The 24,883-nt window shown below is 36.0% G+C and carries 16 protein-coding genes; 7 read left to right on the top strand and 9 right to left on the bottom strand.

The features are described 5' to 3' along the window. Positions 1-17: 17 nt before the first annotated feature. The 4 genes from ACFSTE_RS00380 to ACFSTE_RS00365 all read right to left on the bottom strand — a co-directional run bounded on the left by ACFSTE_RS00380 (position 18) and on the right by ACFSTE_RS00365 (position 8,493). A complete protein-coding gene (locus tag ACFSTE_RS00380) occupies positions 18-863 on the bottom strand; it encodes an alpha/beta hydrolase family protein (RefSeq protein ID WP_378257864.1) in 846 nt (281 codons plus the stop codon). Continuing rightward, positions 860-3,595 carry a PD-(D/E)XK nuclease family protein gene (locus ACFSTE_RS00375; RefSeq protein WP_378257862.1) on the bottom strand — a complete coding sequence of 912 codons (2,736 nt, stop codon included), beginning with the start codon at positions 3,593-3,595 and terminating at the stop codon, positions 860-862. Before ACFSTE_RS00375 ends, ACFSTE_RS00380 begins: the two co-directional genes overlap by 4 nt. A 71-nt stretch (positions 3,596-3,666) precedes the next feature. Further along, positions 3,667-5,058, bottom strand: coding sequence for an OmpA family protein (locus tag ACFSTE_RS00370; RefSeq protein ID WP_176028113.1), 1,392 nt, complete (start codon positions 5,056-5,058; stop codon positions 3,667-3,669). Positions 5,059-5,343: 285 nt separating this feature from the next. After that, on the bottom strand, positions 5,344-8,493 hold the full coding sequence (locus ACFSTE_RS00365; protein WP_378257860.1) for a UvrD-helicase domain-containing protein: 3,150 nt from the start codon (positions 8,491-8,493) through the stop codon (positions 5,344-5,346). 191 nt (positions 8,494-8,684) lie between these two features. Between ACFSTE_RS00365 and ACFSTE_RS00360 the strand changes: the two genes are divergently transcribed. Beyond that, positions 8,685-9,293, top strand: coding sequence for a superoxide dismutase (locus ACFSTE_RS00360; RefSeq protein ID WP_176028115.1), 609 nt, complete (start codon positions 8,685-8,687; stop codon positions 9,291-9,293). Positions 9,294-9,558: 265 nt separating this feature from the next. Here the strand turns inward: ACFSTE_RS00360 and ACFSTE_RS00355 are convergent, their stop codons facing one another. Together ACFSTE_RS00355 and ACFSTE_RS00350 are read right to left on the bottom strand one after the other, a co-directional pair. Continuing rightward, positions 9,559-11,457: an amidophosphoribosyltransferase gene (locus ACFSTE_RS00355; RefSeq protein ID WP_378257858.1), complete on the bottom strand. Its 1,899-nt coding sequence runs from the start codon at positions 11,455-11,457 to the stop codon at positions 9,559-9,561. Between the two features lie 58 nt (positions 11,458-11,515). Then, on the bottom strand, positions 11,516-12,442 hold the full coding sequence (locus ACFSTE_RS00350) for a PfkB family carbohydrate kinase (protein ID WP_176028117.1): 927 nt from the start codon (positions 12,440-12,442) through the stop codon (positions 11,516-11,518). Between the two features lie 478 nt (positions 12,443-12,920). Between ACFSTE_RS00350 and ACFSTE_RS00345 the strand changes: the two genes are divergently transcribed. Next, complete coding sequence (locus tag ACFSTE_RS00345) at positions 12,921-13,991, top strand: matrixin family metalloprotease (protein WP_176028118.1); 1,071 nt, start codon at positions 12,921-12,923, stop codon at positions 13,989-13,991. A gap of 130 nt (positions 13,992-14,121) precedes the next feature. Here ACFSTE_RS00345 and ACFSTE_RS00340 read toward each other — a convergent pair whose 3' ends face one another. Together ACFSTE_RS00340 and purN are read right to left on the bottom strand one after the other, a co-directional pair. After that, a complete protein-coding gene (locus tag ACFSTE_RS00340; protein ID WP_176028119.1) occupies positions 14,122-14,757 on the bottom strand; it encodes a ribonuclease H1 domain-containing protein in 636 nt (211 codons plus the stop codon). A 6-nt stretch (positions 14,758-14,763) separates the two neighbouring features. Then, positions 14,764-15,339 (bottom strand): phosphoribosylglycinamide formyltransferase, encoded by a 576-nt coding sequence (purN, locus tag ACFSTE_RS00335; RefSeq protein ID WP_176028120.1) that lies wholly within the window; start codon positions 15,337-15,339, stop codon positions 14,764-14,766. 184 nt (positions 15,340-15,523) lie between these two features. Between purN and ACFSTE_RS00330 the strand changes: the two genes are divergently transcribed. The 5 genes from ACFSTE_RS00330 to pyk all read left to right on the top strand — a co-directional run bounded on the left by ACFSTE_RS00330 (position 15,524) and on the right by pyk (position 19,856). Further along, complete coding sequence (locus ACFSTE_RS00330; RefSeq protein WP_013069791.1) at positions 15,524-15,760, top strand: acyl carrier protein; 237 nt, start codon at positions 15,524-15,526, stop codon at positions 15,758-15,760. Between the two features lie 17 nt (positions 15,761-15,777). After that, on the top strand, positions 15,778-17,031 hold the full coding sequence (gene fabF, locus ACFSTE_RS00325) for a beta-ketoacyl-ACP synthase II (RefSeq protein WP_176028121.1): 1,254 nt from the start codon (positions 15,778-15,780) through the stop codon (positions 17,029-17,031). 3 nt (positions 17,032-17,034) lie between these two features. Next, complete coding sequence (gene rnc / locus ACFSTE_RS00320; protein WP_176028122.1) at positions 17,035-17,775, top strand: ribonuclease III; 741 nt, start codon at positions 17,035-17,037, stop codon at positions 17,773-17,775. 162 nt (positions 17,776-17,937) lie between these two features. Beyond that, positions 17,938-18,429, top strand: a complete 492-nt coding sequence (locus ACFSTE_RS00315; RefSeq protein ID WP_378257853.1) for an IPExxxVDY family protein — start codon at positions 17,938-17,940, stop codon at positions 18,427-18,429. Beyond that, the gene (pyk, locus tag ACFSTE_RS00310; protein WP_176028124.1) at positions 18,429-19,856 is read left to right on the top strand and encodes a pyruvate kinase; all 1,428 of its coding nucleotides are present in this window, start codon (positions 18,429-18,431) and stop codon (positions 19,854-19,856) included. Before ACFSTE_RS00315 ends, pyk begins: the two co-directional genes overlap by 1 nt. A gap of 88 nt (positions 19,857-19,944) precedes the next feature. Here the strand turns inward: pyk and ACFSTE_RS00305 are convergent, their stop codons facing one another. Further along, complete coding sequence (locus tag ACFSTE_RS00305; RefSeq protein ID WP_378257851.1) at positions 19,945-24,549, bottom strand: DUF5689 domain-containing protein; 4,605 nt, start codon at positions 24,547-24,549, stop codon at positions 19,945-19,947. Positions 24,550-24,883 lie beyond the last annotated feature (334 nt).

Genomic DNA, 24,883 nt, shown 5'->3' with positions numbered 1-24,883 from the left:
GAATAATTACTCCTCGGTTAATTGCAAAAATCAATAGTTTTTTGTATTACTGTTTTCATGTCTTTTGGCAACTCCCGATCCGTCCAGGGGTGCTGTGCTCCAAAAACATGATTAGCACCTTCTAATATGTATAAATTACTTTTCGAATTTAATGAATGTAAGAACGCTGCTTCCTGAACTACAACAGTCGTATCCGAGTCCCCGTGGATGATCAAATAAGGCACTTCGAGTTTTTTTACTGCTTTTGCGATGTCTAACCGCTCTTTGTTTTCTACAAAATTTATATAAAACTGATAAAAATGTGGCATTTTTTGCCTGGTTCGACCATTTTCTATATACATAACTCCTTCTTTCTCCCAGTCAGAAAGCTGAGCTCCTATTGGAAACCGTTTTTCATAATCCGAAACCCCAGCCCAGGTAACCAACCTTGAAACTCTTCTGTCTACAGCTGCTGTCAACGCTGCAATTCCTCCTCCTCTCGAATGACCTATAACCGTAATATTATCCGTCATTACATGTTCCTTATATTCAAACTCCTTAGAAACAACCCAATTTAGCACCTGATCTAAATCATCCATTTCCTTGGTATAATTATTATTCCCAAAAGCCTTCAAATCAGGAAAATCGACAGGCTGATCAATAGTACCTCCATTGAATGAGAAATTAAATTTTATAAAGAAAAAACCTCGATTAGCAAAAGCTTCTCCTACTAAATTCCATGCCCCCCAATCCTTAAATCCTTTGTAGCCATGGCAAAATATTACTACTGGTTTTTGAATTTCGGATGTAGGAAAACAGACATCTGCCACAATGGGTCTTCCATGTTTTCCAGGCAGTACTATATTTTTATTCTGGTGTATCATACTTCTTTTTCTATAAAAGGTCGTTTCATATCAAAAATTTCTACGATTAATTTTTTTAATTGAGTCAAATATGCGAGAAACGTATCCTCTGTGATCTCTATATTTGCTTTTCCTCTTGGTGTTTCTTTTTTTCCAAATGACAAAAAGCCTTCTTTCAGGTTTTTAAAAGAAATAATTCCTCCCTGCATTGTTTCTACACTCCCCATTTCTTTAAAATACATATACGCATAAGCTAGTACCTGAATTATTTTACTATTCTTAAAGTCTTCCGTCAAGACCTCCCAATCTAATAAAACAACGTCATTCTTGACAACTTTACCTGTCTTGTAATCAATAATACGTAACACCCCATCCAACTCATCAATTCGATCCACCTTTCCCTTGATAAACACAGGAAAATCCAGTTCATCTATTTCGACTTTTGCTTTTAAGTTACTCTCGATATGACAAATTTTAAGCTTTCTTCCTTGTTCCAGCATTTTCTTCTCTGATTGCAGGAAATTATATACATACCGCTTAGCTACCTGATAGATTAAAAAGTTCTTTCCTCTTTTTATATCCAGACTGGAATATACTTTTTTAAACTCAGAAGTAACTTCCTGATCGATTATATCCATCATTTTTTTGACATCAGTAACTGTAAGAAATTTTCCTTCAAAGGGTTTGTAAAAATTCTCTAATGTATTATGAATAACTGTTCCTAGGGTATTAGCTGCAATTGTCTCTTCTACTTCTTCCTTTTCTTTAATTCCCAAAACATATTTGTAATAAAAATCTATTGGATTTCGAATGTAGGATGTCAGAGCAGATGGAGATAATCCATACGAGGCAAGTTTTTGTAATCTGCCTATCACTGCTTCTGTTTTTTCTACCGTTAGTAATGCTGTTTGTATCTTTGGAACTTCTGAAGAAATCAGTTGCTTTTTTATATGATGTGCTGGTCTTCTGTCTTTATCAAGCTGTCTTAAAAACCTACTTTTTTCTCCTCCGCCAACACCATCATTTTCTGTATTATATAACAGATAAATATTTTTAGCTCTTTGTATTAACCGATAAAAATGATACGTATAAATAGCATCCTTTTCTTTATAGGTAGGTAAATCAAATGCTTTTTTTAAATCATAAGGTATAAATGAATTAGTACTTTTACCTGCCGGTAGCACCCCTTCATTTACAGATGTAATAATCACTGTTTCAAAATCCAGGCATCTGGACTCTAACATCCCCATTAACTGCAATCCTCTAAAAGGTTCTCCTCTAAAATCCAGCGTATCTGTCGTCAGTATATCTTTATAAAACTGATGAAGAGACTGTATGGTATTTAGATATGTATATGAATCATTCAGAATAGTTAACTTATTAAAGATTGTATAGAAATGATAAATGTATTCGAGCTCTAATGCATTTCGCTCTCTGTCTAAATTTTGTTTTAACTGTTTTATTAATTGTTGACAAATCAACAAAGCCGATCGAGTATCTTTCCAACCGGAATACAATAGTTTTAAAGCTGTTTTTTTTTCTTGCTCTATTTTATCCTCTATTTGATCATAGGCAACAAATACCATATTCTCTTTAGAAACCACTTCTATAACCTTGCTAGCTGTATCTCCCAATAACCAATAGGAAGCGGGATTATTCAGGAGTTCTAATAAGGATTTATAATAAACTCCTTGTGGGTTTGATACTTTATGAATTGCAAACAACAATTCGAAAAAAGAAGCAATAGGAGTTTCTTTTAGAGGCATCCCCATTGTAATATTCAAAGAGTTAATTGTTTCCGGCAATGCATTAAGAACCGGTAACAGCAAACTTTCATCCGCTAAAACAACCGCGGTATTCTCCATCTCCTCTACTGGAATTGTCGTCAGTAGTTCTCCTACGTATTTTGCCTGCCCTACATTTTTGGGAGCACCAATTATTTTTATGTTTTTTTCCTTCGAAAATTTATCTGTAATCCATTCAAAAGGTGCTTCTTTATAAAAACTCCAATTTTTCTGATATCCACGTAAGAACAAAGATGCTTCATGATATTTATTTTCCATAAAGAAACAGTCTGCATCCCAGAATACTCGTGCTTTCTCACTTTCTAAAAGTTCTTGAATAATTGTTTGCTCTGCATTATTTAATGCATTAAACCCTACAAAAACATGGTTCCTTTCTGTTGTGCTTTTATAGGTTTGAATATTTTCAGAAGCTCTTCTATACAATAATCCCTGATACCCTACTCCTTTGCGAATTAACGCATCTCTAAATGCTATATAATAGTCTAATAAACACTCCCAAAAACTGATGTAGTTTTTTATTAACTGTGTTTTTTCTTCTTGTAAATACCAATGATTAATATCCTGTATTCCCGACAGGTAAGAAAAAAAGCTAACATAATCTACACAGTATCTATCAATCTCATTAAAATCATAGATTAATGTTTGTGCCCAACCACAAAAAGTATCCAGGTTTTCTTTTTCTAACGTAGTATGTGTATGCAAATATGCATCATAGAATTCGAAGAGTGTTTCTGTATTGTCGATTTGTCTCAATCCTGATAATTCCTCTATAAATTCTTCTATACTAATAATCTCAGGCGCAAATACTGTTTTGTCTTTATACAATGCTAAAAGTTCTTTTTTCAAGAACAATCCCGCTCGCTTACTTGGTACAATAAAAGACACTTCGCTTATATCTTTTTCTGTATCCTTTATATCCAGTAATACTTCTTCTAAAAAACTTTTCACTTTATAAAAATAAAAAACGCTCCGATTAGATCGGAGCGTTTTCGCTTATAATTTTCAGTTATTGAATCTCCTTATTTTACTAAGTTGATTTCAACACGTCTGTTTTGTTTTCTACCAGCTCTTGTCGCGTTAGTAGCGATTGGCTTTTCTTCTCCATACCCTTTAGCTGATAATCTAGACTGATCGATTCCGTTGTTTACTAAGAAATCTTTTACAGAATTTGCTCTAGACTCAGATAATCTTTGGTTTGTAGTAGCTCTACCTTGAGAATCAGTGTGTCCTTCGATAGAGAAGTTTGCACTTGGGTATTCTTTAAGGATCTTGATGATATCTTGAAGAACATTGAAAGACTCAGACTTGATACTTGATTTTCCAGTATCGAATAAGATAGTCTTAGCGTATTCGTTAAGAGTAGCCTGTACTTCTTCAGTTACTTCTGGACATCCGTTGTTTGCAACAGTTCCAGGAACATCAGGACAGTTATCATCTTTATCTAATACTCCGTCATTATCTTTATCTTGGTAAGGACATCCGTTGTTTGCAGCAGGACCTGCTTCGTTTGGACAACCATCTTTACCATCAGTGATTCCATCACCGTCAGCATCAGGACATCCGTTAAGGCTAGCTAAACCAGAAACTGTAGGACAGTCATCTTTAGGATCTGGAACTCCGTCACCGTCAGTATCAGGACATCCGTTGAACTCAGCTGTACCAGCAACATCTGGACAGTCATCTTTTCCATCAACGATTCCGTCACCGTCAGTATCAGGACATCCGTTGAACTCAGCTAAACCAGGAACTTCTGGACACTCATCATCTTTGTCATATACTCCGTCACCATCAGTATCTTTACCTCCGAATGCGAAAGTAAGACCTGCAGAGTGCTGGAAGTGTGTAGGAGGATAGTTGCTTACCTCATAGTCTTCTAATACGTGCTTATAAGTAGACTGTACGTTTAATGCTAAATTTTCTGTTAACCAGAAGTTGATCCCTAAAGATCCGTTTACAGTTCCTACTCCTATTTCATCTATCCAAGTGTATCCACCACCTACACCTAAGTAAGGATCGAACCACTTAGCTTTTAAAGCATCTTTGAAGCTATAAGAGAATCTACCATCTAATGCATAGTAAGATAAATCATCTACACTTTGATCTTCTCCATTAAGTTCTCCCCAGTTGCTAATTTTATTAACTGATCCTTCAGCAGTAAAACTAAAACCACTTCCTATGTATCTTCCTACGGATAATTTAGACACTGATGGAAGAATATTCCAGTGGTCATTAGCATTAAAATATTCGTCAAAGATTTCACCTTGTACAGGTAAATCTCCTCCTGTAGGAAAGATGTCGACAGCATTAACGCCAATCGATACTGCCCAAGGGTTGTTTTGATCTTGTGCATTCGTTGTACTTAAGCCAAGTACTAACAACGAAGCCACTAAAAATCTGCTAAGATGTTTCATATTCAATAATTTAATTTTTACGTGTTAATTAGAGCAAATGTAATATGTTAAAAACTATTGTCAAAGACAAAACTAATAATTTTTTCCTAACATATCAGTATTCATCAATGCTTACAGGTTTTTTTATATCGGTAATTTGTTTTTTTAAACCCCTGTAAACTTGATAATTTTAGCTCCAAGAGATAAAACCAATCGTTATTATCCTTGTTAATAATCCTACAATTATAAGACAAAATTCTCTTTTACACCTAATTTTCTACCAGGAATTACCCAAATAATCGTTGTTTATACATATTTTAGGGTGATTGACTCATTAACATATATCAATACTCTTTCATATAAAAAGTATCCTAATTCTTCTATAAGCTGTCCATATTCATATACTTGTTCTGCGTGCGTACTATAAAACCCTCCGGTTTTATAATCGATAATTGTCGCTCGGTTGTTCGCATCAATTACTACTCTATCGGGTCGATACTCTCTTCCTCCAGACATAATACTCCGTTCGTTTAATACTGTATTTCCTTTTTGGAAATAAGGTAAGACTCCGGGATGCATTATTATCCTTATCAATTCATCCTGTATAATTGATTTTTCCTTTTCTCCGATCTCTCCATGTAAATATGCTTTCGTTATGACGTCTTCTACATCTTCTTTGGTTTGTATTCTGGACATCAATTCATGTAATAACGTTCCTTTTTCCTGGGCTTCTTTCTGGCTGGTATCCCATAATTTTCCTGCATTGGTAACTATAGAGATTTCATGCTTTTTAAAAACAGGGTCAAAACCGTGTAGCGTCACTTTTTCTGTATCGGTTTTTTCTTCTTCTTTGGATGCTGTTTTCTCAAAAACACCAAATCCATATTCTAATCGTGCTTCATTCCATTCTCCAATATGCTGTAAATAGGCAATTAACTTTCCCGAAATTTTATTGGGATTGTGCATTCCTTTTGTGTTTAGCTCTAGTTTGGAAACGACATATAATTGTTGCTCAGCTCTTGTCATCGCTACATAAAAGACATTAAATGCATCCAGTTCTAGCTGAGATTTTCTTTCTTCCACTATTTCTTTTCCTGTGGTTCCATATATTTCAATATCCTTATTATAGTTAATCAACACCTCATCAAAATCTCCTGTTTGTTCTTTTTCTACCGGGAACCATGTTTTAGGCTCTATTTCTCTATAAAAATCTGTATTTGCAAACGGGTAGATAACACAGGGAAACTCCAATCCTTTGGATTTATGAATCGTCATAATTGTTACAGCTTCTTCTCCCTCTGGAGCTATGATACTAATTGTATCTTTTTTTACTTCCCAATAGGTTAAAAAACCAAGCAATCCTTCTGTATTCTTTTGAGTAAAACTAAAGACTATATCCAGAAAAAACTGAACATATGCCGGTGCATTATTTCCTAGCGAGAAACACCTTATTATATATTCAACAGCTTCATACAGGGGTTTTATTCCTATATATTCAAAATCAAAATAAATTCCCAAACCCTGTAGCTCCTTACTAAAGCTTATACGATCAGAAAAAACATGTTTTTCTAAAAATGCATGTGTATTTGATACCCCATATGCTGATATGATAAAGTGAAGGATCTTTGTTTTGGTTATAAAATCCTTTGGATATACATACCATATTAACAAGTTTACAATAAACTGTACTTCGGTAGCTTTATTAATAAGAAGGGTTTCTGAAGAAATGATAGGAATATCTTTTTCGGTCAGGTAATCTGCTATAGACACTCCTTCTTTTTGCCTTCTGGTCAAAATACAAATATCATTTAATGCATACCCCTTTTCTACAAGTTCACTTACGATAGCATATGTTCTTTCTGCATAGGCAATATGTTCTTCTTCTATATTTTTTGCTTCGACAAAAGAAACATTAACATACCCTCCTTTTTTTGTGTTTACTTCTTGTTGATTTCCTGTTAGATACAATTCTTTATGTTTCAGGTTGCTAAAATCATTTGACAAGAAGGTAAACAAGTTATTATTAAACAGAATGACCTCTTTATGACTTCTGTAGTTTCTGGGAAGGTTCATCACCTCCTTTTCTTCTATAGAAAAAGGGTTCTTCTCCAAAGATAGCTCTATAAACTGTTCTGCTTTCCCTCCTCTCCATCTATATATAGCTTGTTTTGCATCCCCTACCACTGTAAGACTTCCTCTTTTTCCATCTAGGGTTTCTGAAGATAGCGCATTATCGATTAAGGGAATCAGATTGTTCCATTGCATTTCTGAAGTATCCTGAAACTCATCTATAAAATAGTCCCGATATCGCTCTCCCAAGCGTTCATATATAAATGGTGCCGGCTGATCCTGAATTGCTTCACTAATGATAGTATTAAATTCTGAAATAAGAAGGATTCGTCTTTCTTTTTTTATTTCCTGCAGTTCCTTATGAATTGCATTCAACACGGATAATGGGGTTAGGTTTTTTATGATTTTATCAAACAAACTTGCTTTAATAATCATATTCTTAGTCTCTAAAAAGCACTGTTCTATCTCTGGTCTTATCTCATCGATCAAGTCTTTTTTTACCGCATCTAATTTTGCCCCATAAAAAGGAGTTGTGTCTATCGTTTGTTTCCAGGAAGCATTAAAATCCGGCGAGATATCACCTGCAGCAAGTTTTTCAAAATATTTAGGTACCGATCCTCTTAAAAAATCTTTCTGATCTAAACCGATGTCTTGTATACGGGTATTTATTTTTTTTGCCTGCGAAATAATTACTTCTTTATATTCCAGGTATTTTTTTTGTAATTCCTTTTTATACGTATCAAAATCCGAAGCACTCTTTTGAGATAGTTTTTGCAGATGTTTTCTATCATTTTCTGAAAATAACAGTCTTGCTATTTTGTTTAGCTCCAGTGTTACATCCCAGCTTTTATCTTCCTCCATTTTCCCAAAAGCAAACTCTACTATTACTTTTGTCAACTCTTTATCTTCCCCTACTTTAGCAACTACAGCATCGACAGCTTCTTCTATCAACACCTCTGTATCCATTTCTATTTCAAAATTCATAGGAATCCCCAAATCATGAGAGAAGGTTCTGATAACTCTATGTGTAAATGTATCTATGGTTACAATATCAAAAGCTGCATAATTATGAAGAATACTCTCTAGTATTTTTCGTGCTTTTTTCTTCAAGGTATTAGGGGAACTGCTTATTTCTTTTGCTATATCTTCCAAAAGCAACTGATAATCAGAAGAAGGAGTAGGTTCACTAATTCCTATTAAACTTTCCAATACTCTGGTTTTCATTTCTGCAACCGCCTTATTCGTAAAAGTAATCGCTAAAATATTTCTGTAACCATCATTGAATGCTCCGGTAAGTAATGTCATTAAGTACGCTTTTACCAATGTATATGTCTTTCCGGCACCGGCAGCAGCATTATATATTACAAAAGGATATCGGTTATTCACGTATCTGTGTTTTTTAAAACGTATAACAAAAAAAGTTTCGCCACCAAATCTAGTGTTTTAGCTATAAATAAAACTTATTTATATATATCTAGTACTTTTAATTAATTTATAACGCCAATTTGTTTTTATTAACCTTGCTAATTCCTAAATTTGGGATCATTTTTCATTTTATTAACTAAAAAAGATAGACTATGTCATTCGAATTACCAAAATTAGACTACGCTTTTGATGCGTTAGAACCTCATATAGATGCACGTACGATGGAAATTCACCATGATAAACATCACGCAGGGTATACTAATAAATTAAACGCTGCTATATCTGGAACAGACCTAGAGGGAAAAACTATTGAAAACATTCTTATCAATTTAGACCTGTCTAATGGAGCCGTAAGAAATAACGGAGGAGGATATTACAATCATAGTTTATTCTGGAAAATTATGTCTCCAAACGGAGGAGGGAAACCAAGTGGTGAGTTAGAAGAAGCTATCAACAAGTCTTTTGGTTCATTTGAAGCTTTTAAAGATGCTTTCTCTTCAGCTGCTGCAGGACAATTTGGTTCTGGATGGGCTTGGTTATGTGTCAGAGAAGGTGGAGAATTAGAAGTTTGCGGAACTCCTAATCAGGACAATCCATTAATGCCTAATGTTGGGTGCAGCGGAACTCCTATTTTAGGTCTTGATGTTTGGGAACATGCATACTACCTTAACTACCAAAATAAAAGACCAGATTATATCGCTGCATTTTTTAATGTAATTGACTGGAATGAAGTATCAAAAAGATTTGCTCAGAACAAGTAATATCTGAATATCATAAAGCAAAAAAGAGGAGTGCAATACTCCTCTTTTTTTATATCTATTTTTTTGAAATCGCTGTAAAATAAAAAAAGGTGGATGAACCACCTTTTTTTGCCCCAAATCTACCATGAACTTAACCTACTTATGCTATGGCTCTGCTAATATAGAGCGTTATTTCCTACTTAAAAAATATTTTAGACAAACGGCTAAAATACTTGTTGAACTACACAATTTTATGTAATTTAAGCGCAAATCAACTTATATTTTTCTAATAAGCTCTTTCATTTTTACCTTCATAAAAGTTTATAAAAGCCTTATTTACAACTCTATTTCCTCCTGGGGTTGGATAATCTCCGGTAAAATACCAGTCTCCTAAATTCTTAGGACATGCCTCGTGAAGCTTCTCTACCGTCTGAAAAATTATCTTTACTTCGGCTTTTACCGTACTATCACTTAACATTTCAGCGATTTTATCACTTATTTCCTGATCCGAAAATGAATTGTAAATCTTAGTCACATGATTCTTCACTTCTTCATCTGGTAAGTTCTCCTGGTCTTTACATTGTTCATATACCTGCTCAACTAAATCGTAGTTTCCGTTTTCTTTTAATAATTCAATAGCTGCCTTAAAAGCTATCAGCCCTTCCATTCTTGCCATATCAATTCCATAGCAATCCGGATAACGAATTTGTGGAGCAGAAGAAACTATAATTATTTTTTTTGGATTTAGCCTGTCGAGCATCTTAATAATACTCTTCTTTAGTGTAGTCCCTCTAACAATACTATCATCGATAACTACCAGATTATCTTCTGACTTTACTACTCCATAGGTAACATCGTATACATGAGCTACCAGATCATCTCTGCTGCTGTCTTCTGTAATAAATGTTCTGAGTTTCGCGTCTTTTATTGCTATTTTTTCTGTTCTCAGTCGATGAGATAGAATTTCTTTGAGTCGTTCATTCGTCAACCCTTCTTTTTCTTTAAGGATCGTCTCGTTCTTTTGCTTGTTCAATTCATCCTGCGCTGCTTCTACTAATCCGTAAAAAGAAGTTTCTGCTGTATTAGGGATAAAAGAGAACACGGTATTAAGCGTATCGTGATTTATCTCTTTTAACACCTGAGGCATCAATAATTTCCCTAGTTTTTTACGCTCTTCATATATTTCGGCATCACTTCCTCTCGAAAAATAAATTCGCTCAAAGGAACAGGCTTTTCGTTCTCTAGGCTCTATAATCTTCTTTATAGAAGTTTCTCCGCTTTTCTTTATAATAATTGCTTTTCCCGGATCCAGCTCTATTACTTTTTCAAACGGCACATTAAAAACAGTCTGTATTACAGGGCGTTCTGAAGCGACTACTACCACTTCATCATCCTTATAATAGTATGCTGGTCTAATTCCAGAAGGATCTCTTAGTACAAAAGCATCTCCATGCCCAAGCATACCGGCCATTGCATATCCACCATCCCAGTCTTTGGAAGATTTCTTCAGAATCTTTGCTACATTAAGACGCTCTACTATCTGTGGGGAAGCATCTACTTTGCTAAATCCTTCTTTCTTTAATTTCTTATATAGCTTTGCAACTTCAGAATCCAGGAAGTGTCCTATTTTCTCCATCACCGTTACAGTATCCACATGATCTTTGGGATGCTGACCTAATCGAACCAGGTTCTTAAACAGCTCATGATTATTCGTCATATTAAAATTCCCGGCTACAATAAGGTTTCTATGCATCCAGTTATTCTGCCTCAGAAACGGGTGTACACTTTCTACACTATTTTTCCCAAAAGTTCCATATCGTACATGTCCAAGAAACACTTCTCCTATATATGGAATGTTCTTTTTTTGCAGCGCTACATCATTTGTATATTCGGGATTTGCTGTAAGCTCTTTGTTTATTCGTTCATTAACCTGAGAAAAAATATCCTGTATAGGCATTGATTGACAAGAACGAACTCTGCTTATATAGCGCTCTCCCGGGGACATATCCAATTTGATACTCGCTAAACCGGCTCCATCCTGACCACGGTTATGTTGTTTTTCCATCATCAGGTACATTTTATTTACTCCATAAAATGCACTACCATACTTTTCTTTGTAGTATTCTAACGGCTTTAGAAGTCTAACTAATGCAATTCCGCATTCGTGTTTTAAAGCATCACTCATTGTATTCCTATTTCTAGTTGTTGTGTTTGTTATATTGCTCCTTACTTTCTATAAGGGATTATGCTAATTCTATTTCGAACTGCGTCAATTCTCTAAATTGCTGCAATCTTTGATAAACTTCTACCTTATCGAGGTTTTGAATTCTTTCTGTTCCGAATTTCTCTACACAAAACGAAGCTAAATTTGATCCGTGTATCACTGCTTTTTTCATATTATCAAAAGAAACATCTTCTGTTTTGGCTAAATATCCTGAGAACCCTCCTGCAAATGTATCTCCTGCTCCTGTTGGATCAAACACTTCTTCTAATGGTAATGCCGGTGCGAAGAACACCTGTTCCTTATGGAATAATAATGCTCCATGCTCTCCTTTTTTAATTACGATATACTTAGGACCCATTTCTGCAATTACTCTTGCTGCTCTTACTAAAGAATATTCTCCACTCAACTGTCTCGCTTCTTCATCATTAATTGTAATTACATCAACTCGGGCAATTACTTTTTTTAAGTCTTCCAATGCATTATCCATCCAAAAATTCATTGTGTCCAGTATCGCTAACTTTGGCTTTGCAGTAAGCTGATCTAAAACACTTAACTGAACCAACGGGTGTAGATTACCTAACATGACAATTTCCGAATCTTTATATGTATCAGGAACAACCGGATTAAAATCTGCTAATACATTCAATTGGGTTTCCAGCGTATCTCTGGAATTTAAATCATTATGATATTTTCCTCTCCAGAAAAAAGTTTTTCCCCCTTTTACTACTTCAATAGCAGAGGTGTCAATATCTTTTTTCTGAAACATCTCTATATATTCACTTGGAAAGTCTTCTCCTACTACAGATACAATTGCAGAAGAAGTATTAAAATAAGAGGCAGACAATCCTATATAAGTCCCTGCTCCTCCTAAAATTTTATCGGTTTTACCAAAAGGTGTTTCGATAGCGTCAAAAGCTACACTTCCTACGATAAGTAATTTACTCATAAAAACAGCCGTTATTTTTTTTGCAAATATACGTTTTACTTTTCAGTAGGAAAGCGATTTGCTTACAAGCTTACCTCCCTTGAAAATCAACCAATATCAACTCTAGCATTTTAGTGTACTATTCAGATGTCTGATGCTATATTATTTTTAATCATTCTACTTTAAAAAAGACATTATTCTTTTCTTTTCGAATAGTTTTTCTACTCAATAATCAACCTGAAATTTCTTCGACACTTGCATCGAAAGTAGTTTTTTTGTCAAAAATTCCCGCTTTATATATTTTTTGAGTCAAAAAATAATTTAAAACTTCTTTTTACCCTAAAAGCATTGTTTTATAAGGGTTTTACCTTATTTAATTCTTACAAGAATCAGACAAAAACAAGCATAAATGTTAATTTTTGAACGAAAAAAATGCTTTTTTCTTAAATTTTTCATAAAATTTTTACGTTATTTGTAGGAACACAAACTTTCAATAATTATGAAAAAATTAAAATTAACTAAACTAGCTTTAGTTACTTCCCTGTCTATTTTATTCTTTAACTGTGAAAAGGATACAGAAGCTGTATTTGAAGATAATTCTATTGACAGCTCTAAAAATGCTCATGTTTGTATTGCTAAATGGGATGCTCCTGGAAACGGGAAAGCAGCCAGTGTAAAAGCAAAACAATGGCAACCTGGTCAAACTATTCGTGTAAAGTTCTTAAATGGAAGCAATTATGTTCAGTCCAAAGTACGACAATATGCCGTAGAATGGGAGAAATATGCCAACCTAAAGTTTCAATGGGTTTCTTCTAATAGTAGTGCGAACATTAAAATTGGTTTTAGAGAAGGGCAATTTGCTAACGAAACCGGTTCTTGGTCTTATTTAGGAACTGACTCTAATGATCATGCGCACAGTATGCATTTTGGATGGTTTAATGACTCTACTTCTGATACAGAATTTAGACGAACTACTATTCATGAATTTGGACATGCACTTGGATTAATCCACGAACACCAAAACCCTGTTGCAGGAATCAACTGGGATAAAGAAGCTGTATATGCTTACTATGCGGGACCACCAAACAACTGGTCAAGAGCACAAGTTGATCATAACCTTTTCAGACGTTATGAAGCAAATATTAGTAACTATAGCCAGTACGATCCTTTATCTATTATGCATTACCCTATTCCTGCCGAACACACTTTGGACAGAGTAGCCGTAGGTTCTAATACTCGTCTATCACAAACAGACAAAGCATTTATCGGTAGCATATACCCATTTCCTGATACTGGAGGAGATATTTGCGATGGTGTAGAAGAGTATAACGGAAACAGATCTTACAATGTAGGTGATAAAGTAACCTATAGAGGAACACTATATCAAAGAACAAGTAGCGGATGGAATAATCTTGGTCAATGTGGAACTGTGAGTAATGATCCTTGTGCAGGTGTAGAAGAGTATAACGGAAACAGATCATACAATGTAGGTGATAAAGTAACCTATAGAGGAACACTATACCAAAGAACAGTTAGTGGATGGAATAACCTTGGTGCATGTGGTAGCTAATAAAAAGCATTCATGTATCTGGATTATTTTAATACGCCAGATTAAAAAATCTTATTATTCATAAAAAAAGCTCCGGCATATCACCGGAGCTTTTTATTTCTATCTTTATTGTACGTCAGAAATCAACTAGTTATTTTCGTCCAAAATCTGCCGGAATTTCTCCCCAGACTTTTGTTTCCCATTTTACAATCGTAGTTGTATAGGTATTCGTCTTTAACCATTGAATTGCTCTATCCACCAAAGTAAACATCTCTTGGTTTCTCGATGTTCTTTTCAGGCTTGTTTTGCATTGTTTTTTTCGTACCCAGCCCATTGCTATTTTAGAATCTGTATATAAGATACGATCACTTCCTTTCTTTTTCAGATACGCCAGCCCATGTACCAATGCAAGAAACTCTCCTATATTATTAGTCCCCTCATTAAAAGGTCCCTGATGAAAAAGCTGTTCTTTTGTTTGTGTATCCACTCCTCTATATTCCATCTTACCCGGATTGCCACTAGACGCTGCATCCACAGCAATAGAATATAAATCAGGTTCTCCTATACGGTCTATAAGATCCTGAGAAAGCACCTTTTTAGTCTTGGTTCCTTTATAATCCTCATAAACACCTTTATAAGCTTCTTTTGCCAAATCAAAAGACTCAAACGATTTATACTTGGCATTTGCATATCCATTGATCATGGCTTTGCAATCATCCCATGTCATATAAATACCTGGACGGTGCCCTTCCCAGACCACATAAAACTTTTCTTTTTTTTTAGCCATTTTGTTTTATGCTTCTACTGAGAAAAGAAGATTCTCTATCACTTCGGGAAAATGTTTGTATTCTAATTGATGTACTGACATCGCTACATCTTCTGGAGTGTCCCCCTCTTGTACCGGAGTTGTTGCCTGAAATATAATTGCTCCTTCGTCATAAAACTCATTGACATAATGAATGGTAATTCCAGTTTCCTGCTCCTTATTATCTACTACAGCTTTATGTACATGACTTCCATACATTCCTTTTCCTCCATATTTAGGCAAGAGCGCAGGATGAATATTAATCACTTTATTAGTAAAAGCATCAATAATATTCTTAGGAAAAATCCATAAAAATCCGGCTAAAACAATCATATCAGGTTTAGCATCATTCAGGATTCGCAGTACTTCATTCGAGTTATAAAATGAATCTCTATCAAAGTGCAGGGCTTTTACGCCAAGCCTGTGCGCTCTTTGAAGTACTTTGGCTCGTTGGTTATTAGAAAACACATGAGTAACCTCTGCGTTTTTCTTCTTTGCAAAGTATTTGATGATATTCTCGGCATTAGAACCCGATCCGGAAGCAAAAATGATAATACGCTTCATATAGTAGTTGATGATATTGATTTAAAAAATACAAAAAAAATAATTATTATTCATTCAATCACTAGCAAAAACGCAATACTTTCCTATATTTGATAAAATACAACACATTTTTATACGATTGTGGGGTTTTAAAATAAAGTTTTTTATTTTTGCCACTCAAATTAAAAAATTAAAATCAAACATTATGTCAGACATTGCATCAAGAGTAAAAGCGATAATCGTTGACAAACTAGGAGTAGACGAAAACGAAGTAGTGAACGAGGCTAGCTTCACAAACGATTTAGGCGCTGATTCATTAGACACTGTAGAACTGATTATGGAATTCGAAAAAGAATTTGATATCCAGATTCCAGACGATCAAGCTGAAAATATTGCAACAGTTGGTCAAGCAATATCTTATATTGAAGACGCAAAAAAATAATAACCTCACAACAGAATATGAATCTTAAGCGAGTTGTAGTCACAGGACTAGGTGCATTAACACCTATCGGTAACAATATTAATGAGTATTGGAATGCTTTAAAAGAAGGTAAGAGCGGGTGCGCTCCTATCACTTATTTTGATACCGAAAAATTCAAGACTAAATTTGCTTGCGAAGTCAAAAATTATATCCCAACAGATTATTTTGACAGAAAAGAAGCACGTAAACTAGATAGATTTGCACAATATGCTATTGTTTCTTCTCAAGAAGCAATACAGGATGCTGCAATCGACTTGGATAAAGTTGACAAATTTAGAGTAGGTGTGATCTGGGGAGCTGGAATCGGAGGATTAGAAACTTTTCAGGAAGAAGTTCTTGGTTACGCAAAAGGAGATGGAACACCGCGTTTTAATCCTTTCTTCATCCCTAAGATGATCGCCGATATTGCACCAGGACATATTTCTATCAGAAATGGTTTTATGGGACCTAACTATACTACTGTTTCAGCTTGTGCTTCTTCGGCTAATGCATTAATCGATGCCTTAAACTACATTCGTTTAGGACATTGTGATATCATTGTTACCGGAGGAAGTGAAGCAGCTGTAACCATTGCTGGTATGGGAGGGTTTAATGCTATGCATGCTCTATCCACAAGAAATGACAGTCCAGAAACTGCCTCCAGACCTTTTGACGCTACCAGAGATGGTTTTGTACTAGGAGAAGGTAGTGGAGCACTTATTCTTGAAGAATACGAACACGCTAAAGCACGTGGCGCTAAAATCTATGCCGAAGTGGTCGGTGGTGGTATGTCTAGTGATGCTCATCATATGACAGCCCCTCATCCCGAAGGTATCGGAGTTGAACGCGTAATGCTTAACTGTTTAAGAGATGCCGGAGTATCCCCAGAACAAGTAGATGCTATTAACACTCACGGAACTTCAACTCCTTTAGGAGATGTTGCCGAGTTAAAAGCAATTACTAAAGTTTTTGGAGATCACGCTCCGAACATCAATATCAATTCTACGAAATCTATGACAGGTCACCTGCTTGGTGCTGCCGGAGCTATTGAAGCAATTGCTTCTATTCTGGCGATGGAACACGGGGTTGTACCGCCAACCATCAATCACACTACTGCAGATGAGAACATAGATTCTTCGTTAAACCTGACCTTAAACAAAGCACAAAACCGCGAAATTAAGTATGCTATGAGTAATACTTTTGGCTTTGGTGGTCATAATGCTTGTGTATTATTAAAGAAACTAGACGAGTAATACATGAATATTATTCGAAACATATTAAATTCCCGCTCTGAAAAGAACGGGAATTTTTTTATCAGAATTCAAAAAATACTGGGATTCAAGCCCAAAAACATTGCGAATTACGAAAAAGCATTTACACATCGTTCTCTGAATCTAAAAGACAAAAAGGGAAATGCTATAAATTATGAACGGCTTGAATTTTTAGGAGACGCAATGCTCAGTAGCGTTATCGCTGCACATCTGTTCAAGGAAGTTCCCGAAGGAAACGAAGGGTACCTCACAAAAATGCGGGCAAAAGTAGTTAGTAGAAAACACCTCAATGAATTAGGAAAGGATCTAAAACTCATCGAGCTTGTCCGTACCAATATCCCCAAATCACAATTTGGAATTAACATACACGGGAACTTATTCGAAGCTTTAATCGGTGCAATCTATCTGGATAGAGGATTTGTGTATTGTGAACGATTTATACAAGAATCCGTAATTAATCCGTATGTAGATATCGAAAGTCTGGAAGGGCAAATTATCAGCTATAAAAGCTTACTTATCGAATGGTGTCAGAAAGAAAAAAATAATTTTAATTACGAAATTTACGAAGATACCGGAAAAGACGAAATCCGACATTTTGCAGTTAAACTGTGGATTGATGAAAAAGTAGTTGCCAAAGCAAGGGCAACCTCTAAAAAGAAAGCAGAAGAAAAAGCCTCTAAAAGAGCATACTTTGCCCTTCAATCCAAAATTAACTCTCAAAAATAACTTGCATTTTATCCTCCTGAAAAAAGCAGTTCTTCTTCAATAAATAATCGAAAAAGTAAAGATATTAACTCAATCGTTTTCGTGTAAGACTTTATATTTATTTAAAGTTAGCAGCGAGATTTATTTTGTATATTTCGGATTAATTCAGAAAACAAGTGACGCGTGGCTGTTCAGCGATTAGTTTTAGATACAATAGAGGATGAGGATTATGAATTAATCGCCATTCACTCTTCTATTGCTCCTTATCGCTTAGCCTTTTTACTCAACAAAACACTGAATATCAGGCTGCATAGAAAAAAAGAAGACATCATCTTCGAATACGAAAAAATTACCGCCAGTTTTCCCTGGTATCAATACGAAGATCACTTTCAATACAGCACCTATAGTTTATTAGGTAACACCTATAAGACAAAAACAGTATCACAACCTCCGATACAAGAAGGATTATTTGTTACTACTGAAGAAACCTATGTCACAAAACGATTAATTCCCGAATTAAAGAAGGTAGATTTTTTCTTAAAAATAGAGACTGAGGATTTGAGTTTTTATACAAAATCCATCATTGCATCTCTCATACAAATACCACAGGTAATCACAGCTTATACAGTAGATTACTCCCAACTAAAATCAAAGAACAATTTAATATTCGAATAATGTCAAAACATAAAAGAACCAAAATAGTTGCTACCCTAGGTCCTGCTACCAGCAGTAAGAAGATCTTAAAACAGATGTTGGATGCCGGGGTAAATGTATTCAGGATAAACTTTTCTCATGCTAATTATGATGACATCAAAGAACGCATAAAAATGATCCGTGAACTCAATGAAAAATTTGGGTACAATGCAGCTATTCTAGGAGATTTACAAGGTCCGAAACTACGGGTCGGTGTTATGAAAGGGGATATTATTGTCAATAACGGAGATGTTATAGATTTTGTAACCGGTACTCCTTTTGAAGGAACCGCAGATAAGGTCTATATGAATTATGAGAGTTTTCCTAAAGATGTCAAAACAGGGGAACGTATTCTCTTGGATGACGGAAAACTAATCTTTGAAGTTGTATCTACCAATAAAAAAGATACTGTTACCGCAAAAGTATTACAAGGAGGACCGCTTCGTTCCAAAAAAGGAGTGAATCTCCCCAATACGAATATATCATTGCCAGCACTAACCGAAAAAGATGTAAAAGATGCCACTTTTGCTTGTAAGCAGGAAGTTGACTGGATCGCTTTATCATTTGTAAGGCATGCACAAGATCTGATGGAACTTCAGGATCTTATTGCTAAAGAATCAGATTATAAAATTCCGATTATTGCTAAAATCGAGAAACCTGAGGGAGTAGAAAACATAGATAAAATTGTAGCATACTGTGATGGCTTAATGGTTGCCCGAGGAGATCTGGGAGTAGAAATTCCTGCCGAAGAGGTTCCATTAATCCAAAAGAAATTGGTTCTTAAAGCAAAAACAGCCCGAATTCCTGTAATAATTGCTACTCAGATGATGGAAACGATGATCGATAGCCTAACGCCTACCAGAGCCGAGGTAAACGATGTCGCTAACTCTGTTATGGACGGGGCGGATGCTGTCATGTTATCCGGAGAAACCTCTGTAGGAAAATATCCTGTACAGGTAATAGAAACAATGTCTAAGGTTATCCGAAGTGTAGAGAATTCTTCTCTTATTCAGGTGCCTCAAAATCCACCACATATCAGAACCAATCGTTTTATTACCAAATCGATCTGCTATCATGCAGCTCATATGGCGAATGATATCGAAGCTAAAGCTATTTCTACATTGACCAATAGTGGATATACTGCTTTTCAGATTTCTGCCTGGAGACCCGATGCAGAGATTCTCGTTTTTACCAGTAATAAGAGAATCCTTTCTCAGCTCAGCTTGTTATGGGGAGTAAAGGTTTTCTATTATGATAAATATGTAACTACAGATGAAACTGTAGAAGACGTAAATAATCTGGCTAAAGAAAAAGGGTTTGTACAAAAAGGAGATATGCTTATTAATTTAGTAGCCATGCCTATCTCGGAAAAAGGGATGGTAAACACCCTGCGAGTTTCTTTGATATAAGAAAGAAGTTCTATACTTATTTTTATAATTTACAAAAAAAGGAGAAGCGAATATCGCTTCTCCTTTTCTCTTTATCGCGTGAATTAAATTAACGCTTGATTAATTTCTCTTTATATGAGAATATGTTTTTATCATCAACTACAGAAACAATGTAGGTACCTGTTGCATACGCTTGTGTATCAAGCTGCACCTTTGTTGTTCCTTTTGTCAACACCTCTTCTTTGCTGTAGATTACTTTGCCAGTAAGGTCAGAAATCACTACCATTACTGTTGCTTGTGTTATCGTTTTAAAAGAAAGAGTCAACTGATGCTGTACAGGGTTCGGAGCCATTGTGACATTCGTTTCTTCTAAGGCGATTTCTTCTGTCAGCAATTCACTGGCAAATAATGATTCCGACTTTGTTTGTGTCATTGGAGCAGCTTTACTTTTTGCCGGTACAGTATCCAGGCATGCAATTGCATCCAGATCATACCCATCTGCAAACCATGGAAACAAGGACTTGTCACTTATATCTACTACTTTGATAAACTTAGCAGATCGCAGTTTTCCTGCTGCCAGATCAAACTCTCCATCCTGACAGGTTGTTCCAAGAGATACGAAATGTTCTCCGTCTACAGAAGCAAATACCTCTGCTTTTTCTGGAAAATATTGACACGGTACATTACCAAAAAAGCCTGTCGATTCATATACCGCAAATTCATTAGCATCTTTATTATCATAAATTTCATTGGTCAACTCTATAGTGATTTCTCCTCCAAATCCGAGACTCACAAAATTAAAGTATCTGTTCTCCCTTGGTTTTCCCAAAGCTTTTTTGGGGTTACTTCTATATCGGGGAACACGACGTCCATCTTTTCTTCTTCCTTGTTTAAAGGCAGCAATGTTTCCTCCTAAACAATCATTATCTACAATAGCAGGTTCTAGTAAGAACCTTGCAGATACCGGCAGGTGGTCCGAAGTATTTCTGGCATAATCGTTATCATACACTTCATAATGTACAGATACGGAGGTATCCACATATGCATCGACCAACTCATTAGTCATCATAATATGATCAATCATATTTTCTCTAAAAACATATGAGCGAAGTCCTGCTTCACTCAATGCTGCAGAAACGATTGTATAGTTAGTAGTGTCTTTTACATAGGCATCAAAACTAGAAAGCGGAGACGAAATATCTGCCACTGTTTCATCTACATCATCATTATAATCACCTAACAACAATACATTTCTATCGGCATAATACGTATCTAGTGTATCTTTTAGTATCTCTACATCATACTTTCTCATATCATATCGATTCTGGGCATCAGTACTTCTGTTTGCCCGGGCGTGAAGTGCAATCAAATCAATCCGCTCAGTTACTCCATCTACTGTCACATCTGCTGTCATTAGAAATGGCAGCCTTCCACTAGCATAAAAGCGGGTAGGGTCACCGGGATAATCGCTAATTGCAGAAGAATCCCCTCCATTATATAATGGGTGTATCGTTCTTAATAACGCTTTGGTCTCGACTACTGATACCGTTTCTGTATTGTATACAAAACCTACTTTTTGTTTTACATCAGGAGAAGATGGATACGATACTGCATCTGACAAGACATAATCATATCCTGGTAATTGACTTACCAATTCTCCCAGTAAAACCTCATCCGCAATTTCCTGTACAGCATATACATCTGCCTGTAGTTTTCTAAAAACCAAAGCAGTACTATCTCGCTGAATCTGATCTGATAATGGATTGGTTCCTACCGGGGAGTTATTTTCATCTCCAAACCATTCGATATTCCAGGTGACTACATCAAAAGTACTCTCTTTGGGAATTCCAATAGTATCCCCTGGAGGAATATATGTTTCTGCACAAGGTATATCTGTTTTTTGTCTCGGTAACAATTGATAAAATTCTCTAAAGCGACCGACTATTCCAATGACCTCCGTGCAGAAACTTGGCTGTGCCAAACCTACAATGGTTGCTACATCATTATCAATTCGCAGGGCTCCGGTACTACTCGTATCTGTCAATGTGTAATTCGCATTCCCAAACAGGAGATCTCCTGGATTAGGAAATGTCGGATTTACAATTTTTACTAATTGTCCGGCATGTGCCTCTAAAGTGGCTAAAGTGATTTCTTTGGGTGTAATTTCCTCCTGAGCTCTCCCATGAGATATTACTTCTGTCACAGTTCCTAATTGAATCTGATCATTAAACACAGCTCTTGTCGCAGTTACTGTAATAGAGTCTCCTATTTTCAATGTTTCACTAGCATATAATTGCTCGTCAAAAACAGCAATTCCTCCGGTTGTATCCTGGATAAAAGCGGGACCTCTAAATTGATCTGTGGCAGTTAATATTCCTGTAATTTTTACCACACTCCCAACTGTAGCAGCTCTTGCTTCTGCAATAGAAATCAACTCTCCCGGAAGTACAATTGCATCATTGTCAACTCCTGGAGTAGGTGTTTGAAGTACAAATGCTATTGTATTTCTAGCACCGCCAGCCCCATTGGGTATTCGCTGTAATGACTCCTGATCCTTTTTACCATTTTCATTCTCGTTTAGTTGTGGCTGCCCTTCATTTAACAATAGTAACAAAGCCGTATCATCACTATCATCTGTATCATAAACAACTGCATCTATCAGCTGATTGGTTGTTATTTCAGAACCTGTAGGAAAGCCTGTAGCTTCTCCCCTGTACAGGGCAATTGCATCTGCTCCGTTCTGCAAAGAATTCGATGGTATAATTACATCTACATTGGAGACCCCTTCATTGCCAATGACAAAATATCCAGCGGCATCAGTACTATAACCATCTAAATCAAATGCCTGATAACTAAGATCTGTATTCCCGTTATACGCCACCAAAACAAACCCATCCAGCGAGGTATTTCCTGCTCCTCCATCGTATAATTCTACAAATTCCTTTGTATCAGTCCCTTCTGTATCTGCATCCAATTCATTGATTACAAGGCTAATCACTTCAGTAGCATTGGTATTCGCTGTTCCCGGAGTGGCAATTGCCTGAGTATAGGTATTTGTATTTCTGGTTCCTCCTGTTCCATTAGGAAAACGCTGAACGGAATGTTGATTTTTATTTCCTTTGTCATCTTCATTTAACTGTGGTTGTCCTTCGTTTAATAATACCAACAAGGCAATATCGTCTGCATCGTTGGTATCATATACAACTGCATCTACCAAATCTTCTGTTGTAATAGCAGCTCCATTAGAAACCGGAGTTGTTGTCTTATAGAGAGCTACAGCATCTGCTCCGTTCTGTAATGTATTATTAGGAATTTCCAATCCTACTCCGGGAACTGCAGCATTACCTATAACAAAATATCCAGTAGCAGAAGTTGTATATCCCTGTAGATTATACACCTGATAACTTTCATCATTCGACCCATTATACAATACCATTACATACCCATCTAACGATGTGTTTCCTACTCCTCCATCGAATAACTCTATAAATTCCCGTGTATCTGTTCCTTCTGTATCTGCATCTACCTCATTGATGAACACCAGTGCCTCATCGCTTCCGGTCACTACTTTATTTTCTTTCCCCGGAGTATTTAAAGCTTCACCATTAGTTGCTTCTGCTGTAGGAAAGCTCGGCAGTCCTTCTCCATCAAAATCATTTCGCACCCAATCTGCAACTGTATTGGTATCTATCCCATTAGGAATTCTCGAAGCCCCTCCTACGGTAAATGAAATACCATCATATGATTTTAGTAAACTAACACTAGCGTAGTTGATATCCGTTGTTCCTCCATCATTCACTCCTATATCATCGACAATTGCTTCCCAGGGAGTGATATCTAATACCCCATCGTCATTGGTATCCAGATCTGTACCCATAGCTCCGGTAAAATTCTTAACCAGCAATAAGGCCAATGTTCCATTTTCGAAAGTATTGCTCCCAAATGCTGTTGTATAATACCCCTGCACATCTGTCATTCCTAATTGAATTACTTCATCAATAGTACCTGCTGCATTACTATCCCCTTCAATTTCTAATAGCCAGTAATTGCTTAGATCAGTAGCTGGTAATCCCAAAACCTCTACAAACTCATCGGTATCTGAGCCTGTATGATTGCAGACAAACTCGTTAATTCTTGGAGTCGTAATCGGAGCTATAAATTGCTGTGCTGTATTGATTGCTCCATAGGTGTGTTCCTGGGGTTGCTGCCATGAAAAATCAGTTGCCACAGCACCTGTCCCTGATAATTGCAAAGAGAAACCGACCTGAGTACTACTCGATTCAGATACTCCTATATCTGTACTACTCATCCCGGACGCTGCTCCGTCAGTGGCTGTCATTACGCCTTCATAACTAAGAAACTGTATTACCTGATCCGTATTATCTACTAACGCTATTCCATCCGGGGCTCCATTTTGTAACCCGTTGGTTGGTACTATCTGTACCTGTGTACCATAGCCGTTTTGCTGATCTGTTATAGTTTCTGTCAGTGTAATTGTATTATATACGGTCCCATTAGACCCGTTATATAGCAATATTTTCCATCCTGACAGATCCGTTCCTGCCGGTCCGGCAATCTCAATAGCTTCCTGTACATCTGTACTGGTATTGTCATAGTGTATTTCATTAATAAATACCTCTTGCGTGTATGCTTTGTAATTGCTCATTAACAGAGAAATAAACAAAGACATCACGAGTAATTTTAATTTCATCATATCTGATTTGTGTTTGTTATACCTCGTATGAATAGAAATTATCACTACAAATCATCAGGCATTAAAATCCCTGTATGAAACCGCCCTTTCTCAGTAATTTCATGCCATAATCTGATAAAAACTCCTTCTTTATCGTTTTTATAATTTGATAAAATTGTGTTTGTTGTTTTGTAATTTCAGGTCATACCAGGTGTCATTGTTAAGGCGTGGAAAGTATGCCTTTTAAGGAAAGAAAATGTTAATATTTTGTAAAAAAAATATTAATTGTACTTCTATGCCATACTAGTATTACCTGATCCCCTTGTTATTATATAAACAAAAACCCGAATGAGAC

Source organism: Aquimarina hainanensis, assembly GCF_042684685.1.
GTDB classification, from domain to species: domain Bacteria; phylum Bacteroidota; class Bacteroidia; order Flavobacteriales; family Flavobacteriaceae; genus Aquimarina; species Aquimarina hainanensis.
Note: the sequence above shows the minus strand (reverse complement) of the source record. Positions and strands in the feature narration are given on the sequence as shown.

What these genes read in the sequence shown, in the direction of transcription:
- ACFSTE_RS00305 (WP_378257851.1), bottom strand. Translation starts at nt 24,549, where the DNA reads ATGATGAAATTAAAATTACTCGTGATGTCTTTGTTTATTTCTCTGTTA.
- ACFSTE_RS00340 (WP_176028119.1), bottom strand. Translation starts at nt 14,757, where the DNA reads ATGGCTAAAAAAAAAGAAAAGTTTTATGTGGTCTGGGAAGGGCACCGT.
- fabF (WP_176028121.1), top strand. Translation starts at nt 15,778, where the DNA reads ATGAATCTTAAGCGAGTTGTAGTCACAGGACTAGGTGCATTAACACCT.
- ACFSTE_RS00330 (WP_013069791.1), top strand. Translation starts at nt 15,524, where the DNA reads ATGTCAGACATTGCATCAAGAGTAAAAGCGATAATCGTTGACAAACTA.
- ACFSTE_RS00350 (WP_176028117.1), bottom strand. Translation starts at nt 12,442, where the DNA reads ATGAGTAAATTACTTATCGTAGGAAGTGTAGCTTTTGACGCTATCGAA.
- ACFSTE_RS00355 (WP_378257858.1), bottom strand. Translation starts at nt 11,457, where the DNA reads ATGAGTGATGCTTTAAAACACGAATGCGGAATTGCATTAGTTAGACTT.
- rnc (WP_176028122.1), top strand. Translation starts at nt 17,035, where the DNA reads ATGAATATTATTCGAAACATATTAAATTCCCGCTCTGAAAAGAACGGG.
- purN (WP_176028120.1), bottom strand. Translation starts at nt 15,339, where the DNA reads ATGAAGCGTATTATCATTTTTGCTTCCGGATCGGGTTCTAATGCCGAG.
- ACFSTE_RS00345 (WP_176028118.1), top strand. Translation starts at nt 12,921, where the DNA reads ATGAAAAAATTAAAATTAACTAAACTAGCTTTAGTTACTTCCCTGTCT.
- ACFSTE_RS00360 (WP_176028115.1), top strand. Translation starts at nt 8,685, where the DNA reads ATGTCATTCGAATTACCAAAATTAGACTACGCTTTTGATGCGTTAGAA.
- ACFSTE_RS00380 (WP_378257864.1), bottom strand. Translation starts at nt 863, where the DNA reads ATGATACACCAGAATAAAAATATAGTACTGCCTGGAAAACATGGAAGA.
- ACFSTE_RS00370 (WP_176028113.1), bottom strand. Translation starts at nt 5,058, where the DNA reads ATGAAACATCTTAGCAGATTTTTAGTGGCTTCGTTGTTAGTACTTGGC.
- pyk (WP_176028124.1), top strand. Translation starts at nt 18,429, where the DNA reads ATGTCAAAACATAAAAGAACCAAAATAGTTGCTACCCTAGGTCCTGCT.